Raw genomic sequence first — 23,005 nt, forward strand, 5'->3', positions numbered from 1 at the left:
AGTTATTCCTTGCCAAGCCAAGCCGGTGGGCGTTTAGATAAAAACGCGGTTAGCCCTTCTTGGCCTTCTTTTGATACACGAATTTCAGCAATAGCTTGCGTAGTATGGGCAATAACGTTGTTGCTGATCTTACGATTATAAATATTGTGAATTAGCGCTTTGGCTGCGCCGATTGCTGCAGGGCTATTTTGTAGCATACCAGTAATAAACTGGTCTGCGTTGGCCTGCAGTTCACCGTCTTTAGCCACTTGGTGCACTAAACCTATGTCTAACGCAGTGGCCGCTGAGAAGCGCTCCGCTGTGATAAAATAACGACGGCTTTGGCGCTCGCCAATAGCACGCATAACGTAAGGGCTAATAACCGCAGGAATTAAGCCAATGCGCACTTCACTTAAACAAAAGCTGGCTTTCTCTTCGGCAATGGCGATATCGCAACAAGCAACTAAACCAACTGCGCCACCAAAGGCAGCACCATTAACTAAGGCAATAGTGGGCTTTGGAAATTTGTCTAATCGGTGCATTAAGGTGGCTAATTCTTCGGCATCAGCCTGGTTTTGACCAAAGTTTTTCTCTGCCATAGAGCGCATCCAGTTGATGTCGGCTCCGGCTGAGAAATTTTTACCATTAGCGGCAAGTATCAACATACGCACATCGTCATTATTGGCCAAGTCCTTTAATACTTGGATCAATTCGGCGATCATATGATCGTCAAACGCATTGTGCACGTCAGGGCGGTTTAGCGTGAGTGTGGCGACACCGCGGTTATCAATGCTAACTTCTGTATAAATATGGCTCATTGTCTCTCCGAAAGTGTTGGCGTAACCTGCTACTGCATTTCTTCGAATTCGCATCTGCTACGTGCATTTTTTCTGTGACACGCCGTAAACCCATCCATGGGGGCTCGTTTTCGCCCGTCCAGGGCTACAACGGTCACTGAAAAAATCACATCCGCATCTGCTGCTAATCCGGTCGAGCAAGCGCACAGTGCACTTTGCTCAGAACCGTGTTTTTCAGGGACGAAAAACACGAGCCTACAGGGATGTATTTACGGCGTGTTCTGACAAAGCTGTACGGCGCGATTGCGAAAAATCTGCTGTTCAACTGATTACATCCGAAACACACCAAACTTTGTCTCTTCAATTGGCGCATTTAATGCTGCTGCCAAGGCTAAACCTACCGTCATTCGAGTTTGGGCTGGGTCAATAATGCCATCATCCCATAACCGACCGCTGGCGTAGTAAGGGTGGCCTTGTTTTTCATATTGTTCAATAATGGGTGTTTTCAATGCGGCTTCAGCGTCTGCCGACAAGGTTTCGCCTTTACGGGCTAAGCCGTCTTTGGTTACTTGCGCCATAACACCCGCAGCTTGTTCGCCACCCATTACCGAAATACGAGCATTAGGCCACATCCACATCATCGTTGGGTCAAATGCACGGCCACACATGCCGTAGTTGCCTGCACCATAACTGCCGCCAATTAATACGGTAAATTTAGGTACCTTAGCACAGCTTACTGCCATCACCATTTTAGCACCGTGTTTGGCAATACCTTCGGCTTCGTACTTTTTACCGACCATAAAGCCGGTAATGTTTTGTAAAAACAGTAGCGGTATTTTACGCTGCGAACATAGCTCAATAAAGTGTGCGCCTTTTTGTGCCGACTCGGAGAATAAAATGCCGTTATTAGCCACAATGCCCACAGGATAGCCAAAGATACGCGCAAAGCCGCACACTAAGGTTGCGCCATAGTATTGTTTAAACTCGTCAAAGTCGGAGTTATCAACAATGCGCGCTATCACTTCTTTTACATCAAAAGGCTTGCGTAAATCAGTGCCAACAATGCCGTATAACTCTTTGGCATCGTACAGCGGCTCTTGCGCTGCTTTTATGTCCATCGCTTCAGGTGCCGGACGGTTTAACCGTGACACGGCATTACGGGCAATTTGCAGCGCGTGCTCGTCACTTAATGCGTAATGATCGGCCACACCCGAAATTTTACAGTGCACATCAGCGCCACCTAGCTCTTCCGCGGTAACTTCTTCACCGGTCGCGGCTTTTACTAACGGTGGACCCGCTAAGAAAATAGTGCCTTGCTCTTTAACAATAATGCTTTCATCGGCCATGGCCGGCACATAAGCACCGCCAGCGGTACACAAACCCATTACCACAGCAATTTGCGGAATGCCTTTGGCTGACATATTGGCTTGGTTAAAGAAAATGCGACCAAAGTGCAGTTTATCTGGGAAAACATCATCTTGGCGCGGCAGGTTAGCGCCACCAGAGTCGACTAAATAAATGCAGGGTAGGTGGCAACGCTCCGCAATTTCTTGGGCACGTAAATGCTTTTTAACCGTAAGCGGGTAGTAGGTGCCGCCTTTAACCGTCGCATCGTTAGCGACAATCATGCATTCAACGCCGCTCACCCGACCAATACCCGCAACAATACCGGCGCTTGGTACGTAATCGTCGTAGCATTCCCAACCCGCAAACTGAGCCACTTCTAAAAATGGTGAACCCGGATCAAGCAGCTTTTGAATACGATCACGAACAAATAATTTACCTCGTGAGGTATGGCGGGCAATTAATGCTTCACCGCCGCCAAGTTTAATTTGTTGTACTTTGTTGTTGAGATCATCAACCACTACCTGCATGGCAGCAGCGTTTTTTAGAAACTCCTCAGAGCGAGGATTAATTTTTGACGTGATTCTGGTCACTTAGGTTACCTTTTGTGCCACAATTGAAAGCCACCAGCTTCGCGGCTACAACAGGTTTAACTCGCTTAAACCTGTTGGCGCAATGCCTCTTAATTAGTTAGATTCGGTAAATAACTCACGGCCAATCAACATACGGCGAATTTCTGAGGTGCCTGCGCCAATTTCATAGAGCTTGGCGTCACGCAGCAAACGACCAGTAGGGTATTCGTTGATATAACCATTACCGCCTAGCAACTGAATAGCATCAAGCGCCATCTTAGTGGCTAACTCTGCAGCATATAAAATTACGGCCGCGGCATCTTTACGCGTAGTTTCACCACGGTCACAGGCCTTGGCCACGGTATAAATATAGGCTTTTGCTGCGTTCATCTGAGTATACATATCAGCAAGTTTGCCCTGCACCAGCTGAAATTCACCAATAGCTTGACCAAACTGCTTACGATCGTGAACGTAAGGAATAACCACATCCATACAAGCGGTCATAATACCCAGTGGGCCAGCAGATAATACTACTCGTTCGTAATCTAGGCCGCTCATTAGTACACGTACACCCGCACCTACTTGGCCTAATACGTTTTCTTCTGGTACTTCGCAATCTTCAAATACTAGCTCACAAGTATTTGAACCGCGCATGCCTAATTTATCAAGCTTTTGTGCCGTGCTAAAACCTTTATAGCCGCGCTCAACAATAAACGCGGTAATGCCTTTTGAGCCAGCGTTAACGTCGGTTTTCGCGTAAATAACATAAGTATGTGCATCGGGGCCGTTGGTGATCCACATTTTATTGCCGTTTAAGATGTACTTATCACCTTTTTTCTCCGCACGCAGTTTCATACTTACTACGTCAGAACCGGCATTAGGCTCGCTCATGGCTAGTGCACCAATATGTTCGCCTGAACATAATTTTGGCAGGTACTTCATTTTTTGTGCTTCAGTGCCGTTACGGAAAATTTGGTTTACACACAGGTTAGAATGCGCACCGTAAGATAGGGCCACAGAAGCTGAGGCGCGACTAATTTCTTCCATTGCTACTACATGTTCTAGATAGCCTAGGCCGGAACCGCCATATTTTTCATCTACGGTAATGCCTAATAAACCTAGGTCGCCAAATTTGCGCCATAAATCATTAGGAAATTCATTTACTTCGTCAATATGGGCAGCGCGTGGTGCAATTTCGTCACGGGCAAACGCGTTTACCTGTTCGCGGATCATATCGACCGTTTCGCCCAAATCAAAATTAAGCCCTTTATAACTGCTAATCATATCTACCCCGTATGCTATATAGTAAAACTGTTTAAATAGTTTTATGTTGTTTGGCGTCGGCTAAGGTGTCGCGGCAACGTTTTTCAACGGTTACCAACTCCATTAGCACAATTTTGATATCGTCCATTTGCTGATGCAGCTCTACTTTCTTCTGCTCGATCAGCTTTAACATGGTACTTAACTGCGTCACGCTGGTTTTATCAGCGTCATATAATTCAAATAATTGACCGGTTTCGGCCAAACTAAAACCAAGGCGTTTACCACGTAAAATGAGCTTTAAACGCACTCGATCGCGTTTAGTGTAAATGCGGGTTTGGCCTTTACGTAATGGCAATATTAGCCCCTGATCTTCGTAAAAGCGGATACTACGCGTGGTAATATCAAACTCTTTGGCCAGCTCACTAATACTGTATGTTTTTTCTTCTTTTTCTGTCATAACCGCCTTTCCCAAAATCGCAGTCAATATAAGTGAAGTTTACGTAAAGGTAAAGCTGATGGCGTGCTGCTGCATCGATGAGGCCGTTATTTAGCGGGAATTTGTAAAGCAAAAATGCCATTTTATGCGGGGTAATCTGTACAGTTAAATGAACCAAAGCCATGACACACTACCATAGTGTTAGTTAGTTGACGTTGGCGTAAACGTAAATTTGGTGTAGGCTCTGAAACAACTTTTTTTCGCTGACAGAATTTTTTTGGAGATAACATGGCTTCCGACAATATTGTAATAGTAGCTGCAAAACGCACCGCAATGGGTGGCTTTATGGGCGGCCTATCTGATGTTCATGCTACCGTTTTAGGCGCCACAGCCATTAAAGCCGCATTAGAGCAGGCAGGTATTACCGGCGATAAAGTTAGCGAAGTTATTATGGGTAATGTGTTGCCTGCAGGTTTAGGCCAAGCGCCAGCACGCCAAGCCACTTTAAAAGCTGGTTTACCGTTAACCGCAGGTGCAACTACGATTAATAAAGTGTGCGGTTCAGGTTTAAAAGCGGTAATGCTAGCGAGCGATTTATTAAAAGCAGGTAGTGCGGATGTTGTGGTTGCTGGCGGCATGGAATCTATGTCTAACGCGCCATACTTATTACCCAAAGCACGTGCTGGTTATCGTATGGGCCATGGCGAAATAAAAGATCATATGATGTTAGATGGTCTAGAAAACGCCTACGACGGTAAAGCGATGGGCTGTTTTGCCCAAGACACCGCTGACGAAAAAGGTATTACTCGTGAGCAAATGGATGCGTTTGCTGTGCAATCATTAACGCGTGCGCAGCAGGCTATAGGTAGCGGCGCATTTAGAGGTGAAATTGCCCCAGTAACTTTTGCTACCCGCAAGGGCGATGTTACTTTTGATGTAGACGAGCAGCCAGCCAATGCCAAGGTAGATAAAATACCGACATTGCGCCCAGCCTTTGCTAAAGAAGGCACTATTACTGCAGCCAACTCTAGTTCTATTTCAGACGGCGGTGCAGCCCTTATTTTAATGCGTGAAAGCGATGCTAAAACTCAAGGCTTAACGCCATTAGTGCGGGTGGTGGCGCATGCCACTAACGCGATGGAGCCAGCATTATTTACCGTAGCTCCGGTTGGCGCGATGCAAAAAGTATTGCAAAAAGCGGGCTGGGACAAAGCACAGGTAGACCTGTGGGAAATTAATGAAGCCTTCGCCATGGTAACTATGTTAGCTATTAACGAGCTAGGCTTAGATGCGGCAAAAGTAAACGTAAACGGCGGTGCTTGTGCACTAGGCCACCCTATTGGCGCGTCAGGCGCGCGTATTCTGGTTACTCTTATTCATGCGCTGCGTAACCGCGGCTTAAGCAAAGGCGTGGCATCACTCTGTATTGGTGGTGGCGAGGCTGTAGCGCTGGCAGTAGAAGTAGTTTAACCCATATTAAATAAGGCTATTGCGGCGCCAATAACAGGCCTTAAGGCTAGCCGCTTAGCTAAACCATCGGGAGAAGCAAGATGACACAACAGGTTAAACATTTTATTGACGGCGAGTTCGTTAGCTCAACGAGCGACAAATTAATTCCCGTAACGGATCCGGCAACACAAGAAATCATTGCACATGTACCCTGTGCGACACCTGACGAAATGCATCGTGCGGTTGAGTCGGCTAAAGCGGCATTTTTAACATGGAAAGAAGTGCCGGTATCAGATCGTGCGCGGTTAATGATGCGTTATGCGCATTTGTTAAAAGAACACCAAGCTGAAATTGCCGACATTATTTGTAAAGAATTAGGTAAAACGGTTGAAGACGCCAAAGGCGACGTATGGCGTGGTATTGAAGTTGTTGAGCAAGCAGCCAACATTCCATCACTAATGATGGGCGAAACAGTAGAAAACGTAGCACGCAGCATTGATACCTATAGCTATATTCAACCGTTAGGGGTGTGTGCGGGTATTACGCCGTTTAACTTCCCTGCGATGATCCCACTGTGGATGTTCCCATTAGCTATTGCTTGCGGTAATACCTTTGTTTTAAAACCGTCTGAGCAAGATCCAATGACGGTAAATAAACTGGCTGAGTTATTTGCTCTAGCTGGCGCGCCAAAAGGCGTGTTACAAGTGGTACATGGTGCGAAAGAGCAAGTTGATGCTATTTTGCATCATCCAGATATTAAAGCTATTTCGTTTGTTGGTTCAGTAAATGTTGGCCAATATATTTATAAAACCGGTACTGATAATTTAAAACGTGTACAAGCCTTTGCTGGCGCAAAAAACCATATGGTTATTATGCCTGACGCGAATAAGCAGCAGGTTGTTAACGCCTTAGTGGGGGCATCGGTAGGCGCTGCAGGTCAGCGCTGTATGGCCATTTCAGTTGCAGTATTTGTTGGTGATGCGGCTAAGTGGATCCCTGACGTTGCTGCAGCTATTGGTAAGGTACGCCCAGGTGTTTATACCGACCCAGACGCCGCTTATGGCCCGCAAATTAGCCCACAAGCGCGTGCTCGCGTGTTGTCGTTAATTGCGCAAGGTAAAAAAGAAGGTGCAACCTGCGTATTAGATGGTTCAGACTGCAAAGTCGAAGGTTACCCGAACGGTAACTGGGTTGGGCCAACGGTGTTTACAAACGTGACAACGGATATGGAAATTTATAAACAAGAAATTTTCGGTCCAGTGTTAACCACTATGCAGGTTGACTCATTAGACGCGGCATTAAAAGTAGTAAACGATAGCCCCTACGGTAACGGTACCTCAATTTATACTGCTAGCGGTGCTGCCGCGCGTAAATACCAGCACGAAGTAGAAGTTGGCCAAATAGGTATTAATATTCCTATTCCAGTACCTTTGCCATTTTTCTCGTTCACTGGTTGGAAAGGCTCGTTCTATGGCGATCAGCATGCTTATGGTAAGCAAGCGGTACGTTTCTATACTGAGACGAAAACCATTACCGCGCGTTGGTTTAATGATGATATTCCGGTTTCTGGCCCGAATATGTCAATTAATCTGCGTTAAGGTATAACCAAAACCTGCATACTTTAGCTGCTGCACCAGATAAACCGGCCTTAAGGCTGGTTTTTGGTCTGATACGGCCAGTGCTGGTCGGTTTAGTAAATATGTAACGGCTTTGCTATATATTCACGTTTTAAATCAGGGTTTAGTAATGAATTTCAATTTAACAGAAGACCAACAAGCCTTTGTTGATGTGGCCAAACAATTTGCCGAACAAGAATTGGCGCCGCACGCAGCGCAGTGGGATCGTGATCATCACTTTCCAAAAGATGTGATCCAAAAAGCCGGAGAGCTGGGTTTTTGCTCACTGTATACGCCAGAAGATGACGGCGGTATGGGCTTATCGCGGTTAGACTCCTCTATTATTTTTGAACAGTTAGCTATGGGCTGTACCGCTACCACAGCTATGTTAACCATACATAATATGGCAACCTGGATGGTGGCTAACTGGGGCACAAGTACAGCTAAAGCTGACTGGATGGCCGATTTAGTTACCGGACAAAAATTAGCATCGTACTGTTTAACTGAGCCGGGCTCAGGTTCAGATGCTGCCGGTTTGCGTACCTCAGCGAAAAAAGATGGTAACGACTACATTATTAATGGTTCCAAGATGTTTATCTCTGGTGCCGGTGAAACCGAAATGCTAGTGGTAATGGCCCGTACTGGTGAAGCTGGGCCCAAAGGCATATCAGCGTTTATTGTACCTGCTGATGCTAAAGGGGTTATTTACGGTAAAGCTGAAGAAAAAATGGGCTGGAACGCGCAGCCAACGCGCTTAATTACGTTTGAAGATGTTCGTATTCCTGCGCATTACTTATTGGGTAATGAAGGCGAAGGTTTTAGTTTTGCCATGAAAGGCCTAGACGGCGGCCGGATTAATATCGCCACTTGCTCTATCGGTACTGCACAGCAAGCACTGAATACTGCACGTAATTACATGTTAGAGCGTCAGCAGTTTGGTAAGCCATTAGCGGCGTTTCAAGCTTTGCAGTTTAAGCTTGCCGATATGGCAACTGAGCTAGTCGCTGCGCGCCAGTTAGTGCGTTTAGCTGCATTTAAACTGGATGAAAAAGACTGCGAAGCCACCGCTTATTGTGCTATGGCCAAACGTTTTGCCACCGATGTAGGCTTTCAGGTATGCGACCAAGCATTACAGTTGCACGGCGGTTACGGTTATATCAAGGAATACCCATTAGAGCGGCATTTCCGAGATGTGCGTGTGCATCAGATATTGGAAGGCACTAACGAAATTATGCGGTTAATTATTGGCCGTCGTTTATTGGATGCCGCAGCCGGCGATATTCTGTAAAACAGCTTAAATCAGGAGGCTAGAATGGCTCAGTTAAAATTAGAAAAACGCGGTCATACCGCGCTTATCACCATGGCTAACCCACCAGCTAACACCTGGACGCACGAAACCTTGTCGCAATTACGCGATGCGGTAAAAAGTTTAAACGAAGATAAAAATATTTATGCGCTAGTTATTACTGGCGAAGGCGAAAAGTTTTTCTCAGCGGGTGCTGATTTAAAATTATTTGCCGATGGCGATAAAGGCGTAGCCAGCACTATGTCGCGTATTTTTGGCGAAGCGTTTGAAACGCTAAGTGCGTTTAGCGGTGTTTCTATTGCCGCTATTAATGGTTATGCCATGGGTGGCGGTTTAGAAGTAGCGCTGGCCTGTGATATTCGTATTGCTGAACAACAAGCACAAATGGCATTGCCTGAAGCAAAAGTAGGCTTATTACCTTGTGCTGGTGGTACGCAAAACTTGGCGTGGTTAGTCGGTGAAGGCTGGGCTAAACGAATGATTTTATGTGGTGAGCGTATTACCGCAGACAAAGCCCTGCAAATTGGTTTAGTAGAAGAAGTGGTCGGCACAGGCTTAGCGCTAGAAACGGCGTTACTGCTGGCTGATAAAGTGGCCGAGCAAAGCCCGTCTTCAGTAAGTGCTTGTAAAAAGCTGATCCAGCAAGGCCGTACAGGTACTATTAATAGCGCATTGCCGTTAGAGCGCGAGTTGTTTGTTGGTTTATTTGATACCAAAGATCAGGTTGAAGGTGTGCAAGCGTTTTTAGAAAAGCGTAAAGCAAACTGGGTAAATGGCTAATGAGTACTAACACAGAGGTAGTGCTGTATCAGGAACTGATAGCACACAACGGCAAGAAAATTGGTGTAGCAACATTAAACTCAGAAAAGTCACTTAACGCGCTGAGTTTACCTATGGTTGAGTCGTTATTGCCACAGCTTAACGCGTGGCAGCACGACAACAGCATCAGTATGGTTATGCTGCAAGGCGCGGGTGATAAAGCCTTTTGTGCTGGTGGCGATATTCGCGATCTGTATAAAGCAATGCTTGATCAACCTGGTACTTATGCACCTTATGTTGAAGAGTTTTTCACCAAAGAATACGCCTTAGATTACTTAATACATACCTTTGGCAAGCCCGTATTAGTATGGGGAAATGGCATTGTTATGGGCGGCGGTTTAGGCTTAATGGCTGCGGCGTCACACAAAGTGGTTACCATAACGAGCCGTATTGCTATGCCAGAAATGGCCATTGGGTTATACCCTGATGTTGGCGCAAGCTGGTTTTTAAATCGTATGCCGCCGGGCTGTGGTTTATTTTTAGGCTTAACTGGTGCGTCGATTAACGCCGCCGATGCCAAGTTTATTGGCTTAGCTGATAACTTTATATTGCATGAGCGTAAAGCAGACTTAGTAGAAAAACTGCTGGCCATTAATTGGGGCGACACCGTGGTGCTTAACCACCAAAAACTCGGTGATGTGCTGCGTAACGAAGAAGAACAATTTCGCGCGCAAATGCCACTGAGTCAAATTCGGCCGCACCAACAAGATATAGAAAAACTAGCCCAATTAGGCTCGTTACCCGACGTAATTACCGCTATTAATGCAATGTCAGGTGATGACAAATGGTTAGAGAAAGCCAAAGCATCGTTGGCTTACGGTAGCCCTATTACCGCACACATTGTTTATGCCCTGTTGCAACTGGGACAAAGTAAAATTTTGGCCGACAGCTTTAAGCTTGAACTAGGCTTAAGCGTACAATGTGGCAAGCTGGGTGAGTTTACCGAAGGTGTGCGGGCATTATTAATGGATAAAGATCTTAAACCAAACTGGCAATATAAAACCGTAGCCGACGTGCCAAAAGCCGTGATCGACGAGTTGTTCCGTTCACCTTGGAGCACCGCTGAGCACCCACTACGTGAACTTGGCCAACTAGACAATTAATTAGGACACGACAATGGCAAAAGTGGCATTTATTGGCTTAGGTAACATGGGTGGCCCTATGGCCATCAATTTAGTTAAATCTGGGCATCAGGTAACCGCCTTTGATTTATCTGTAGCCGCATTAGCCCAAGTTAAGGCTGAAGGCGCATTGGTGGCGTCAAGCGCTAGCGATGCGGTACAAGGCGCAGACTTTGTTATCTCTATGCTACCTGCTGGTAAGCATGTGTTAGCGTTGTATTTAGGCGAGCAGGGCATTGCTAAAGACATTAGCAAAACGGCTTTAGTTATAGATTGTTCTACTATCGACGCCGACAGTGCGCGTAAAGTAGGCGCAGGTTTGGCGGCACAGCAAATAGCCTTTATTGACGCGCCCGTATCGGGCGGAGTAGGCGGTGCTAAAGCCGGTACCTTAACCTTTATTACTGGCGGTAGCGTTGCCGATTACGAGCGAGCTAAAACTGTACTAAGCAATATGGGTAAAAACTTGTTTCACGCCGGTGACATTGGCGCGGGGCAGGTAGCAAAAATTTGTAATAATATGCTGTTAAGTATTTTAATGGTGGGTACATCAGAAGCACTGCAAATGGGTGTCGATAATGGCTTAGATCCAAAAGTACTGTCAGATATTATGCTAAAAAGCTCCGGCCGTAACTGGACTTTAGAGCTGTATAACCCCTGCCCAGATGTAATGGAAAACGTACCATCATCAAATGGTTATCAGGGTGGTTTTATGGTTGATTTAATGACCAAAGACTTAGGCCTTGCGTTAGAAGCTGCATTGCAAAGCAGCAGCAGCACGCCAATGGGCGCGTTAGCACGTAGCTTGTACGTAGCGCATCAGCGCGCCGGTAATGGCAAACTAGATTTCTCAAGCATTTTTAATATGTTTGCGAAAAAAGCTTAGTCAGTTGATATAACCCGCAAGCGCTGCGAATGTTTTCTCTGGAACACGCCGTAAATACGTCCCTGTAGGCTCGTGTTTTTCGTCCCTGAAAAACACGGTTCCAGAAGAAAAATTCTGCGCGCTTGCTGATATAGCAGTATTGAGCGAGTACGGATGTACTTTTTTCCGCGACCGTTGTAGGCCATGGATGGCCGGAACCGAGCCCCAGGGATGGTTTATGGCGTGTCGCGGAAAAAACGTGCGCAGTAATCGCGACTACGGAGAAAGACAAATGAACCTGCAAAACAAAACCATCGTTATCACGGGCGGTGCTCAAGGCCTAGGCTTAGAAATGGCGCGTATGTGCGCCGAGCAAGGTGCTAAGTTAGCGCTAATTGATATGAATGCTGAGCAACTGGCTGCGGCCAAAGCCGAGCTGTCGGCAACCACTACCGTGCACGTTTATAGTGCAAACGTAGCAGATGAAGCGCAGGTTGAAGCCACGTTTGAGCACATTGATCGCGACTTTGACGGTATTGACGGCTTAATTAATAACGCGGGTATTTTACGTGACGGCTTATTGCTGAAGTTTAAAGATGGCGAAATTCAAAGCAAATTGTCACTGGCACAGTTTCAATCGGTTATCGACGTAAACCTTACTGGCGTGTTTCTGTGTGGCCGTGAAGCGGCAATCGTTATGGTTAAGCGTGGTCGTAAAGGCGTTATTATAAATATGTCTAGCGTTGCTCGTGGCGGCAATATGGGTCAAACCAACTATGCCGCGGCAAAAGCCGGTGTAGTGGCAATGACAGTTACTTGGGCACGTGAACTTGGCCGTTATGGCATTCGGGTGGGTGCTATTGCCCCGGGTGTTATTCGTACTGCAATGACCGATGCCATGAAACCTGAAATGCGTGAACGTTTAGAGAAAATGAAACCGGTCGGTCGTTTAGGTGAAGCTAGCGAAATAGCCCATACAGCGAAATACATTTTTGAAAATGATTTCTTTACTGGCAGAGTAGTAGAAATTGACGGCGGCATTAGCATGTAACTACAGTTATTGCTTATGGTTACTGCTTAAAAAGTGTTACAAATGAAGGGCGCAATTAGCGCCTTTTTCATGTGCGAAATATAAGGAAAACAAGAATGAAAATGCTTTTTTTATTAACTACTTTACTACTAGCACCAACATCTGTGTTTGCGGATGACAAGGCTGACTTAACCGCTTTACTAACTGAGTTTCTTGATGGCGCAACCCGTAATGATGCCGCTATTCATAATAAATTTTGGGCTGATGAGCTAATTTATACCAGCTCTAGTGGCAGCCGTTATGGTAAAGCTGAACTAATGCAGGGTGTTACCAGTTCGGGTTTAATAAAACCTGCAGATATTGATGCCGTTTATGGCAGTGAAGATGTGCGCATTATGCAGTATGGCGACATAGCGGTTGTGGCTTTTGTACTAGTAGGGCGTTCAGGTGAGCAAACCAAGCGTTACTTAAACAGTGGCACTTTTGTAAAACGTAATGGCCAATGGCAAGCAGTAAACTGGCAGGCAACGATTAAAGCCATATAACTGTGTTGCTTACTGCTATATTTAAACCTGCAAGATAAGAAGTAAAATAATATAACGACCAGCAAGTTAAAAATGAGGAGAGAATACAATGTCAGATGTATGGCTTAATACGTTAATAACGAACACTCCGCAAGAAGGCTTTGAGCTAGCAATGACACTAAGTCGTCGCGGTGTAAAATATACGCAGCCAAATCCAGAAACACTAAAAGCATTGCGGCCAGAATATGCAAATTCGGCAGATGGTTTAACGGCGGCATCACATGTTATTGCCGTGAATTTTCAAACGGTTGCTGCAGCAAATAATTATTGGCGTAAAGGTTAATCGTTTAAATATTAACAAGGTTATCGGCCCATTTCTGGGCCGTTTATTTAATGGCGTAGCAAAGCGTTATTTAGCAATAAGGCCGTATTGCGTATCTAATACCTGGATTATTTCTGCTTTAGGATTAGCTGATAACGTAATTTTACGACCAATCACCTTTTCTGCTATAGCCAAATAGGTGCGCGAAATATCCATCATCACATTGGTTGGTAATGCATTGTCACGAGCTAATGCTGCGCGTTCTGGCATGCGATCCTTATTAAGTAAAATATCCGCATCAGGGAAGTGGTTAAGCAGCCATTGGCGAAAGCCTTCTTTTGACTGCTCAACAATATTACCACTGCGCCAGCTGGCACCATCCCATATACGAGAACTATCGGGTGTGCCTACTTCGTCCATATAAATTAACTTTTCAGTACCGTCAGCCGCACTCACGTAGCCAAATTCAAACTTGGTATCAACAAATATTTGGTCTAGCGCTGCTAGCGCATCACTAATGACGACAAAACCTTGTTTTAATAGCGTTTCGTACAAATTGATATCATCTGGCTTAGTAAAACCAAAAGCGTGGCTGTGGCGTTCAATATCTGCACGTGAAATATTTACATCATCAGCTTCAGGCACCCCAGCAAGGCCAGTTAAAACCCCTTTAGTTGAGGGCGTAATTAAGATTTCAGGTAGCTTTTGGTCTTTTTTCAAGCCTTCAGGCAGCGTGATGCCGCAAAACTCGCGTTCGCCTTTGCTGTAAGCGCGCCACATTGACCCAGTAATATACTGGCGGGCAATAGCTTCAATTTTTACCGGCCGAGCTTTTTGTACTATCCAAACCAACGGATGTGGAATATCAAGAATATGGCTGTCGGCTAAACCCTGTTGCTTAAACAAAGAAAACCAGTGGTTAGAAATAGCATTTAATGCAGCGCCTTTGCCTGGTACGCCATCTAAGCCGTTTTCGCCATGCCAAATGCAATCAAAGGCTGAAATACGGTCGCTAATTACCATAATAGCTAAAGGTGTATCTGCGGCGACCGGATATTCTTTTTCACGAATAAGCCGAGCACTATCATCAGCGGTTAACCAATAAACGCTGCGCACCTTGCCGGAATGCACCGGTAAATTTGTACGAATTGGCAGATCGTCATTGACCGCCAGAACCTGAGTTGCAAGAGTCATCTTCACTTCTTTTGGAAACTGAGAAAAGGCGCGCTGAGTTTACCAGATTATATTGTTGAACTGAATCGGTCTAGTGCAAGCAAATAGCGGATCAATGCCAGATTAAACGTTATTAACGTTAAGTCGTCTTTTACTCGATTACGCTTGGTGGTAGTTTAAGCCGTACTTTTTAGCAGAACAAAACGGAGACACGATGAGCAACTTTATTACCGATCATAGCAGCGATTTTGCTGATACGGCAAAACAGAAAATTATTGAATTTAACGCCCAGCATTGGGATGCGTCTACCCGTTTACCGCTAGGGTTAAAACGTTTAAATGCTAGTGGCGAACTCGTTGCAGCGCTGGCTGGGCGTACCTTTGGTAATTGGTTCTATTTGGAAACATTGTGGCTGGCTGAGTCGGAGCGCGGGCAGGGCACAGGCTCGGCAATTTTAGCTGCTGCAGAGGCTATTGCTAAGGAACGCGGTTGTCGCTTTGTGATGCTTGATACCTTAGATTTTCAAGCTCGACCGTTTTATGAGCGTTTGGGTTATGAAGTGCAATTAACCCAACAAGATTATCCGTTTGCCGGTGGTGCTAAATATTTTATGATGAAAGTGCTCTGAGCTATCTGTCACTACTGCCGCAACGTAATTAATTTTATTAGTCTGTAATTGAGTGTAACTAACTGTTGTTAATGGTAAGTAGATATAGAGTTATTAGCGTGAAGTCCTTACCCTGATCCGGTTTAAATTACCTTTGGATGGACTTGATGAAAGCAGTGTATTTATCTTCAATTTTGGTGTTGTCTGCCGTGCTAGCGGGTTGTGGCGGCAGCAGCAATAACGATGATGCAACAACGGATAGCTATATCCAGTTTTATAACGGTTCAGCTATTGCTGGTAGCACAGAGCTTAAAGCGGGTGAAACTAGCGTAGGCTCTACTACTTATGGCGATGTAAGCTCGGTGGTGGGTATTAAATCAGGTGAGTATGAATTAGCCTTTACCGATAGCGCAACATCAACGGAGTTATTGAAAAAAACCGTTAGCCTAGCTAAAGATAATAAAGCGCTATTTATTCTCACTAACGAAGGTGAGCAATATAATCACCTAAACGTGAGTTTTAAATATGATGAACAGTTAGATAAAAAATTTAATTTACATTTAGCTAATTTATCTAGCCAGCAACCTGAACTCGATGTCTATATTGCTGCTGAGGGGAAGTCTTTTGCTGATGCCGAGTTACTGGATTCACTTAGCCGCAATGAAGTAACTAGCGCGGCGAAAACCCGTGATATTGGCAAGTATAATTTGTATCTAACAAAGCCCGGGCAAACTACACCGATATTTACTACTCAAGCCGTCAATTTTGCTTATGAAAACACCTATGTTGTGTTAATACGTGATAAAAATGGCCCATTAGCGGGGCAGTTATCGTTAGATGTTGTGCTAAATTCTTCTAGTGTGCAGGCTAATAATAATATAAATGCTAAGGCGCAATTTCGTTTATACAACAGCCTTCAGCAAAATGTAGAATTGGCTTTAGATTCGAATGTTGTTGCTAGTGTTGCAGCTGGGCAAATGAGCCCTTATATTGCCAGCGAAAAGGGCGATTACAGCCTGTCAGTTCGTAATGACAGCGCTGACTTACTATTAAACAGTGCCTTACTAAGCATCAATGCTGGTGACAGCAAAATGGTGTTGTTGTACCAAAATGCGAATGCTGTGGTTGAAGCCTTAACCAGCCAAGAAAAAGATACGCCGCAGCTACAAGCACATGATGTGCTAGTGGCCAATTTAGTGTCTGATTTACCTAAACTGCAGTTTTACTTTGTGCGTCAAAATGAAACGATAAATACCGCCAGATATAACATCAAAAATGCAGAGTTTAAAAAGCAACAAAGTATTAATTTACCAAAAGATTACTACGCAATTGCTTTAGTACACATTGCTGAAAATGGTCTGAGGTATCCCCAGAAATTCTGTAGTTAAAATAAAATGTTAGTTGATTGGGGAACATTCATGGCGGTTCCTGATCTGATCATTCGCCAAAACTCCCACACCGCGGATGCTCACCATGAATGTAAAAGCTATGCTCGCTGATTTCCTCACCTTTGTCACGCCAAAATCAATGCATAAAGCCCGATTTTCGGTTTTGCTAGATGCGGTAACCGCCCTGGCAAAGGATGCGTGTTGCACCGTTACTGCGATTGGCCGGGCGATGCCTGGCTCTTCAGATAAGGTCAGTATCAAACGGGCAGATCGTCTACTCAATAATCCTAACCTGCAACGAGAGCTGCCATTGATTTATGCTGCGCTGACGGCTTCTAGTGTTGGCCATAAAACTAAGCCGATGATTTTGGTTGACTGGAGCAATGCCGATACTGCCAAGCGACACTTTACCCTGCGTGCCAGCATTGCCGCTGACGGTAGAGCGTTGACTCTGCTACAGAAGATTGCCGCCGCAGAAGATTATACCTGCCCACACCTACACGGGGCGTTTTTAAAGCAGCTTAAAGCCATGCTACCCAAGGACTGTAAGCCCGTAATTGTCACTGACGCGGGGTTTAAAGTTCCATGGCTGAAACAAGTGCGTAAGCTGGGATGGCATTATGTAGCTAGAGTTCGAGGCAATGTGAAGCTTAAATTGGCAGAGCAGGACAAGTTTATCAGTGTTAATCAGCTTTATCGGCAAGCGAAGAAGGATCCAAAAAGTGTAGGAAAAATCATGCTTGCCCAAACACAACACTATGAAACGCAGGCCGTCCTGGTTGGCAAAGGTTATAAGCTATTGAAACGCGATAAAAATAAGACGTATAAGGAACCATGGTTGTTGGTGTCATCCTTAGCTGACTGCCATGGGTATGCGGATAAAATTGCTAAGTGCTACAGTAGCCGAATGCAAATTGAAGAAAGCTTCCGTGATCAGAAAAGTCACCGCTATGGCCTGGGTAGCGATTTGCATGGTACCAAGAAGAAATCTCGCTTAGAGATACTGCTACTACTGGCCGCATTGGTTAATTGGTTTCATTACCTGCTAGGTAGCGCAGCGGAGAAAGCGGGTTTGCACCTGCGTTATCAAGCTAACACCGTTAAAAATAGGCGGGTATTGGCCCTGAATTTCCTTGGGATATTACTTTGCAAAGAACCCAAACAGCGAATACGCAGGCAATATTATCAGCAGGGACTTAAACAAATACTACAGTGGGTGGTTCAGTGGGACTGGGCAGTAATCAAACAGGCTGATAGCTGATTGTATGAATGGAAATTTTGTGGGGATCCCTCAGGCGCACTGATTTACGACTTTTACCGTTGCGGGAGTTACCGGTGTTTTTACCGGCGGCATCATGTTTGGCATAACCTAGATGCTGCTCCATCTCGGCTTCAAGGGCGCGTTCGGCAAGCTTTTTGGTCAACTGCTTAAGGATACCTTGCTCACCAAGCAGGTCTTCCGGGGATTTGTAGTCAGCTAATAACTGGTCGATAAGCTGGTCTGATACTGGCATTCTTCATTCCTTTCAAATACATGGATAGAATGCCACTTACACAGATTTTTTTATACTCTCTATTCTTCGGCGCTGTTCATTGACGCGTGAAAAATATTTATTTATAAAAACAACATGTTAAATTAGGATTTGTGAAAAAAAATCAGGATCCCGTTACCACCTCTTGTTGTTTAACACTCAGAGCTTGCTGTGCCAACCGTAGCTCTGCCTGCAGCCGCTGCAGCTCTTGCTCACGTTGAGTTTGTACTGATATTCTGCAAACAAAAAAACAGCTCACTGTAATAGCGAGCTGTTTTACTTTACTGAGTATTTTATTGAGCCAGTAATTAATGCGTTTTGGTATACCAGTTACCGCCAAGTGCTCGAAATAAATCGACAAGTGCGAGTTGATGCTGTGTACTTACCGTGATCAGATTTTGTTGGGCACTAAAATGCTGACGCTGTGCATCCAAATAACGCAGATTGCTATCAACACCCGCACGATAACGCGCTTCGGCTAATTGCAATGTTTTATTGGCTGAACTCGCCAGTTCCGCTTGAGCGTTTTCTTCCCGTTGCAATGAACTACTTGCTACTAAAGCATCGGCAACTTCGCGAAAAGCACTTTGGATTTGGTACTCGTACTCTGCTATTGCGATATCTTTTCTGACCTCGGCCAGTGTTAAGTTAGCTCGGTTGCGGCCACCAGTAAAAATAGGTAATGAAATTTGTGGCATAAAAGCCCACGCCTTTGAACCACTTTCAAATAAACCCGACATTTCATTACTTGCTGTACCAAAATTGCCTGTTAATGAAATTCTCGGGAAAAAAGCAGCGCGTGCGGCACCAATATCGGCATGCCGCGCTTTTAAACGATGCTCACTGGCCAAAATATCTGGCCTATGAGCAATTAAAAGCGATGGCGTGCCAGCCGCAATACGCTGCACAATGCGTTTTTCATTAGGCTGTGCCAATAATGTACTTTGCAACAGCGTTGTAGTATTGGATGTGCCTAGCAATAACACTAAGGCGTTCTGTGCCTGTTGATGTGCCCGATTAGCTTGTTCCAAGGCAATATTTGCTTGTTGTAATAAGCTATAAGCCTCTTGATAATCCAGCGCTGATGCGTCACCTAAACTACGTCTTTGCGTCACCAATTCTAACGATTTTGCGCGCGTTTCACTGGTGCTATTAGCCAAAACGGCCTGTTGTTGGGTACTTTCGTAGGTTAAAAATGCTTGAATAACCTCAGCGATAAGCGCAATTTGCGTAGCCCGACTCCCCGCCTCTGTTGCCAAATATTGCTCTAATGCCGCATCTGAGAGGTTTTTTACCCGAGCAAACAAATCTAGTTCATACTCCGGCAAACTCAGCCCAACCTGGTAGTTGCTGCTAACGCCTGCTACACCAGTTGGAGATAAACTGGCTGGTGTTTGCTGCCGATTACCGCTACCAGTAGCTTGCAGCTGTGGTAATCGATCAGATTGCACAATACGGTATTGTGCTCTGGCGCTTTCTATATCCAACAACGTTTGGCGAAATGAGCGGTTGTTCGTCAAGGCCGTTTGCACTAATTCTCGTAGTGCTGCGTCGGTAACAAAGGCTTCCCAGCCGTGTACTTCTGCTTGCTCGGTTACAGCGGTATCAGCACTTTGCCATGCACTCGCAACTGGCGCCTGTGGCTTTTGATAGTCAGGTGCCAATGAACAACCAGCCAGCGCAACAGATAATGCGATTAACGATGGGACTTTATAAAGCATCATTATTGCGCCTCCTTATTAGGTTGAGTGGTTTGCTCGGCTTTTTTGGCGTTAAATAGACCAAGCACTGCAACAAAGAAAATTGGTGCAAAAATAACACCCAGGACTGTAGCACTAAGCATACCGCCAATAACCCCTGTTCCAAGCGCCTGCTGACTTGCTGCACCCGCACCAGATGCTAACGCCAGTGGTACTACGCCTAAAATAAATGCCGCAGAAGTCATGACGATGGGTCTGAAACGTAATTTTGCAGCTTCAATAGCGGCTTCGCGTAACGAGTAACCTTGTGCCAATAGATCTTTGGCAAACTCCACGATTAAGATAGCGTTTTTAGCTGAAAGCCCGATAATCGTGATTAAACCAACCTTAAAGTACACATCATTGGCCATATTGGCGACAAGTACGGCAAGCACTGCACCTAATGCACCGATTGGGACAATCAACATAACTGATAACGGGATAGACCAACTTTCGTACAAGGCAACCAATAATAAAAACACAACTAAAATAGAGAGTGCTAATAATTTAGGTGCTTGGCCGCTGGCAAACTTTTCCTGATAAGACAGTGCCGTCCACTCATAACCTATTCCTTCAGGCAGCGTACTGATTATTTGCTCCATTGCCGCCATAGCATCACCAGAGCTGACGCCAGGTGCTGCATCGCCACCAATTTTAAAGGCTGGATAGCCGTTATAACGTGACAATTGCACTGGGCCTTTGCTCCACTGTGTTGTGGCAAAAGCGCTAAAAGGTACTTGTTCACCCTGATCATTACTAACATAAAGCTCTAGTACGCTTTCAGCTGTGGCACGGCTATTGGCTTCAGCTTGCACGATAACACGTTGCTGTCTGCCGGTGTTTGAGTAGTCGCCTACCACCATTGAGCCAAATGATGTAGAAAGCGCATTACTAATGGCATCAAAACGCACACCGAGTGCACTGGCTTTTTCACGATCGATATGTAAACTTAGTTGCGGTGCGTCCGCCAAACCTTCCATATAGGCATAGGCAAATGCTGGATTTTGAAATACGGCCCCTAATAATTGATCTCTGGCTGCAATAAGTGCTTCGCGCCCTACACCGCCGCGATCTTGTAAGCGTAATGAAAAACCGCCGGAATTACCTAAACCTTCAATAGGAGGTGGTGACACAGCCATCACTGCACCATCGTTATGGCCATAGAAATGTGCATTAACGGCTTGCACTTCATCGGCGGCGGATTGCCCTTTACCACGCTCAGACCAATCCGTTAAGGTTGGAAATGCTAATGCCGCATTTTCGCCCATACCAGAAAAGCTAAAGCCCATCACTAAAAACGTTGATGCAACACTTTCTCGTTCGGCTAGAAAATTTTCCAGTTCTGCGCTAACAGCATCGGTTCTACCACGGCTGGCACCTGCGGGTAATTGAATATCAACGAACATAAAACCTTGATCTTCTTCAGGTACAAAAGACTCGGGTAAACGCAGGTATACAAATGCCAGTAATGCCAAGATAGCGGTATAAACCAGCATATAACGGCCGGTTTTACTGACTGTGTTGGTCGTTAAATTAACATAACGGCCGGTTAAACGATTAAAGCCACGATTAAAAGCACCAAAAAAGCCCTTTTTCTCATGATGTCCGGCGGGAATTGGCTTTAGCAAAGTGGCACATAGTGCAGGAGTAAAGGTTAATGCTAAAAAGCCAGAAAATAAAATAGATACCGCTAAAGACAATGAAAACTGCTGATAAATAACACCAACAGAACCGGACATAAAGGCCAGCGGTAAAAATACCGCGGTAAGTACCATCGTAATACCGACAATAGCACCCGATACTTGCTGCATCGCTTTTATTGTGGCGGCTAATGGCGGTAATCCTTCTTCTGCCATAATACGTTCGACGTTTTCTACCACAACGATGGCATCATCCACCAAAATACCGATGGCGAGTACCATACCAAACATCGTCATCATATTAACTGAGAACCCCAGCCAATACATAAACACCATGGTTCCCATCAAACAAACGGGTACAACGATAGAAGGAATTAACGTGTAACGCACGTTTTGTAAAAACAAATACATGACAATAAACACTAAGATCATCGCTTCAACTAACGTATAAATAACCTTTTTGATGGCCACATCAACAAAGCGTGAGGTATCGTAAGGTACAGAATATTCGACATTATCTGGAAATGATGCCGATAATTCCTGCAAGCGATCTTTAACGGCTTTCGCCGTAGCGATGGCATTAGCCCCCGGCGATAACTGAATTGCAGTACCAACGGTAGGTTTACCATCTTGCCTGGACATAAAGCCATAGTCTTGATTTCCCACTTCAATTCTGGCCACATCAGATAATTTAACGGTGGCGCCATTGGCGGTAGAACGTAGTAAAATATTGCCAAACTCTTCTGGGTTTTCCATCAAGCCTTTTACTTGTAAAGTAATGGCCAGCTCCTGCTCTTTTAACGAAGGGCTGCTACCAAAGCTGCCGGCGGCAATCTGAATATTTTGTGCACTAATGGCATTATTAACATCCGCAATAGATAAGTCGTAAGCCAGTAACTTTTGTGGATCAACCCAAATTCGCATGGCGGCTTCAGAGGCAAAAAACTGGATTTTACCCACGCCAGGTACACGCAAAATTTCATTATTAACATTACGCACTGCATAGTCAGCAAGTTGCACAATGTCGGCACCTGGCGCATTACCGTCGGTATAACTCAATGAATAAATCATTAAGAAGCCAGAACTGGCTTGTTCAACCTGTACGCCAAGATCCAGCACTACTTGTGGTAAGCGCGATTCAGCTTTTTTCAGGCGATTTTGTACATCAACCTGGGCTAAATCTGGGTCCGTACCGGGCTCAAAGGTAACCGTGATTTCGGCGATGCCGTTGGCATTACTTGATGATTCAAAATACAGTAAGTTTTTGGCACCATTAAGTTCTTGTTCGATAATACTGGTAACAGAGTCCGTTAATACCTGTGCCGAAGCACCAGGGTATGTTGCGTAAATAGTAACTTGCGGTGGCGCCACCGTTGGGTATTGTGAAACAGGTAAATTTGGCAAAGCCAGTAATCCACCTAACGTGATAAACAAGGCTACTACCCAAGCAAAATTGGGCCGCCTAATAAAAAATTGAGACATG

19 protein-coding genes and 1 pseudogene are annotated in these 23,005 nt (G+C 45.2%); 12 read left to right on the forward strand and 8 right to left on the reverse strand.

Features of this window, described 5'->3' with window-relative positions; translation table 11 throughout:
• Positions 1-2: 2 nt before the first annotated feature.
• The 4 genes from E0Z06_RS05760 to E0Z06_RS05775 form a co-directional block, all read right to left on the reverse strand.
• Positions 3-797 carry an enoyl-CoA hydratase/isomerase family protein gene (locus tag E0Z06_RS05760; protein ID WP_132582750.1) on the reverse strand — a complete coding sequence of 265 codons (795 nt, stop codon included), beginning with the start codon at positions 795-797 and terminating at the stop codon, positions 3-5.
• Positions 798-1,105: 308 nt separating this feature from the next.
• Positions 1,106-2,650, reverse strand: a complete 1,545-nt coding sequence (locus E0Z06_RS05765) for a carboxyl transferase domain-containing protein (protein WP_347812439.1) — start codon at positions 2,648-2,650, stop codon at positions 1,106-1,108.
• A 156-nt stretch (positions 2,651-2,806) separates the two neighbouring features.
• Positions 2,807-3,976, reverse strand: a complete 1,170-nt coding sequence (locus tag E0Z06_RS05770) for an isovaleryl-CoA dehydrogenase (protein WP_132582754.1) — start codon at positions 3,974-3,976, stop codon at positions 2,807-2,809.
• Between the two features lie 31 nt (positions 3,977-4,007).
• On the reverse strand, positions 4,008-4,412 hold the full coding sequence (locus E0Z06_RS05775) for a MerR family DNA-binding transcriptional regulator (protein ID WP_132582756.1): 405 nt from the start codon (positions 4,410-4,412) through the stop codon (positions 4,008-4,010).
• A 267-nt stretch (positions 4,413-4,679) separates the two neighbouring features.
• Between E0Z06_RS05775 and E0Z06_RS05780 the strand changes: the two genes are divergently transcribed.
• The 9 genes from E0Z06_RS05780 to E0Z06_RS05820 all read left to right on the forward strand — a co-directional run bounded on the left by E0Z06_RS05780 (position 4,680) and on the right by E0Z06_RS05820 (position 13,464).
• Positions 4,680-5,861, forward strand: a complete 1,182-nt coding sequence (locus E0Z06_RS05780) for an acetyl-CoA C-acyltransferase (RefSeq protein ID WP_132582758.1) — start codon at positions 4,680-4,682, stop codon at positions 5,859-5,861.
• A gap of 80 nt (positions 5,862-5,941) precedes the next feature.
• Positions 5,942-7,438 carry a CoA-acylating methylmalonate-semialdehyde dehydrogenase gene (locus E0Z06_RS05785; RefSeq protein ID WP_132582760.1) on the forward strand — a complete coding sequence of 499 codons (1,497 nt, stop codon included), beginning with the start codon at positions 5,942-5,944 and terminating at the stop codon, positions 7,436-7,438.
• Between the two features lie 148 nt (positions 7,439-7,586).
• Positions 7,587-8,744: an acyl-CoA dehydrogenase family protein gene (locus E0Z06_RS05790; RefSeq protein WP_132582762.1), complete on the forward strand. Its 1,158-nt coding sequence runs from the start codon at positions 7,587-7,589 to the stop codon at positions 8,742-8,744.
• A 24-nt stretch (positions 8,745-8,768) separates the two neighbouring features.
• A complete protein-coding gene (locus tag E0Z06_RS05795; RefSeq protein ID WP_132582764.1) occupies positions 8,769-9,542 on the forward strand; it encodes an enoyl-CoA hydratase in 774 nt (257 codons plus the stop codon).
• Complete coding sequence (locus tag E0Z06_RS05800; RefSeq protein ID WP_132582766.1) at positions 9,542-10,684, forward strand: enoyl-CoA hydratase/isomerase family protein; 1,143 nt, start codon at positions 9,542-9,544, stop codon at positions 10,682-10,684. Before E0Z06_RS05795 ends, E0Z06_RS05800 begins: the two co-directional genes overlap by 1 nt.
• Positions 10,685-10,697: 13 nt before the next feature.
• Positions 10,698-11,588 (forward strand): 3-hydroxyisobutyrate dehydrogenase, encoded by an 891-nt coding sequence (gene mmsB / locus E0Z06_RS05805; protein ID WP_132582768.1) that lies wholly within the window; start codon positions 10,698-10,700, stop codon positions 11,586-11,588.
• Positions 11,589-11,859: 271 nt separating this feature from the next.
• Complete coding sequence (locus E0Z06_RS05810) at positions 11,860-12,618, forward strand: SDR family oxidoreductase (RefSeq protein WP_132582770.1); 759 nt, start codon at positions 11,860-11,862, stop codon at positions 12,616-12,618.
• 95 nt (positions 12,619-12,713) lie between these two features.
• A complete protein-coding gene (locus E0Z06_RS05815; RefSeq protein ID WP_132582772.1) occupies positions 12,714-13,142 on the forward strand; it encodes a nuclear transport factor 2 family protein in 429 nt (142 codons plus the stop codon).
• 88 nt (positions 13,143-13,230) lie between these two features.
• Positions 13,231-13,464 (forward strand): hexameric tyrosine-coordinated heme protein, encoded by a 234-nt coding sequence (locus E0Z06_RS05820; protein WP_132582774.1) that lies wholly within the window; start codon positions 13,231-13,233, stop codon positions 13,462-13,464.
• Positions 13,465-13,530: 66 nt separating this feature from the next.
• Here the strand turns inward: E0Z06_RS05820 and E0Z06_RS05825 are convergent, their stop codons facing one another.
• A complete protein-coding gene (locus E0Z06_RS05825) occupies positions 13,531-14,637 on the reverse strand; it encodes a phosphoribosylaminoimidazolesuccinocarboxamide synthase (protein ID WP_132582776.1) in 1,107 nt (368 codons plus the stop codon).
• Positions 14,638-14,830: 193 nt separating this feature from the next.
• Here E0Z06_RS05825 and E0Z06_RS05830 point away from each other — a divergent pair, with 193 nt between their 5' ends.
• From E0Z06_RS05830 to E0Z06_RS05840, 3 genes are all read left to right on the forward strand, one after another.
• Positions 14,831-15,244: a GNAT family N-acetyltransferase gene (locus tag E0Z06_RS05830; RefSeq protein ID WP_132582778.1), complete on the forward strand. Its 414-nt coding sequence runs from the start codon at positions 14,831-14,833 to the stop codon at positions 15,242-15,244.
• A gap of 146 nt (positions 15,245-15,390) precedes the next feature.
• Positions 15,391-16,611 carry a DUF4397 domain-containing protein gene (locus E0Z06_RS05835; protein WP_165907374.1) on the forward strand — a complete coding sequence of 407 codons (1,221 nt, stop codon included), beginning with the start codon at positions 15,391-15,393 and terminating at the stop codon, positions 16,609-16,611.
• A 76-nt stretch (positions 16,612-16,687) separates the two neighbouring features.
• Positions 16,688-17,872, forward strand: coding sequence for an IS4-like element ISEc29 family transposase (locus tag E0Z06_RS05840; protein ID WP_132582782.1), 1,185 nt, complete (start codon positions 16,688-16,690; stop codon positions 17,870-17,872).
• Positions 17,873-17,906: 34 nt separating this feature from the next.
• Here the strand turns inward: E0Z06_RS05840 and E0Z06_RS05845 are convergent.
• The 3 genes and pseudogenes from E0Z06_RS05845 to E0Z06_RS05860 form a co-directional block, all read right to left on the reverse strand.
• Positions 17,907-18,125, reverse strand: a pseudogene (locus E0Z06_RS05845) (transposase); the annotation flags it as partial.
• A 326-nt stretch (positions 18,126-18,451) separates the two neighbouring features.
• On the reverse strand, positions 18,452-19,867 hold the full coding sequence (locus E0Z06_RS05855) for an efflux transporter outer membrane subunit (protein ID WP_170919401.1): 1,416 nt from the start codon (positions 19,865-19,867) through the stop codon (positions 18,452-18,454).
• Complete coding sequence (locus E0Z06_RS05860; RefSeq protein ID WP_132582784.1) at positions 19,867-23,004, reverse strand: efflux RND transporter permease subunit; 3,138 nt, start codon at positions 23,002-23,004, stop codon at positions 19,867-19,869. The genes E0Z06_RS05855 and E0Z06_RS05860 overlap by 1 nt, the downstream gene beginning before the upstream one ends.
• Position 23,005: the final 1 nt, after the last annotated feature.

The sequence above is a fragment of the Rheinheimera sp. D18 genome, assembly GCF_004345025.1.
Taxonomy (GTDB): Bacteria; Pseudomonadota; Gammaproteobacteria; order Enterobacterales; family Alteromonadaceae; genus Alishewanella; species Alishewanella metallidurans.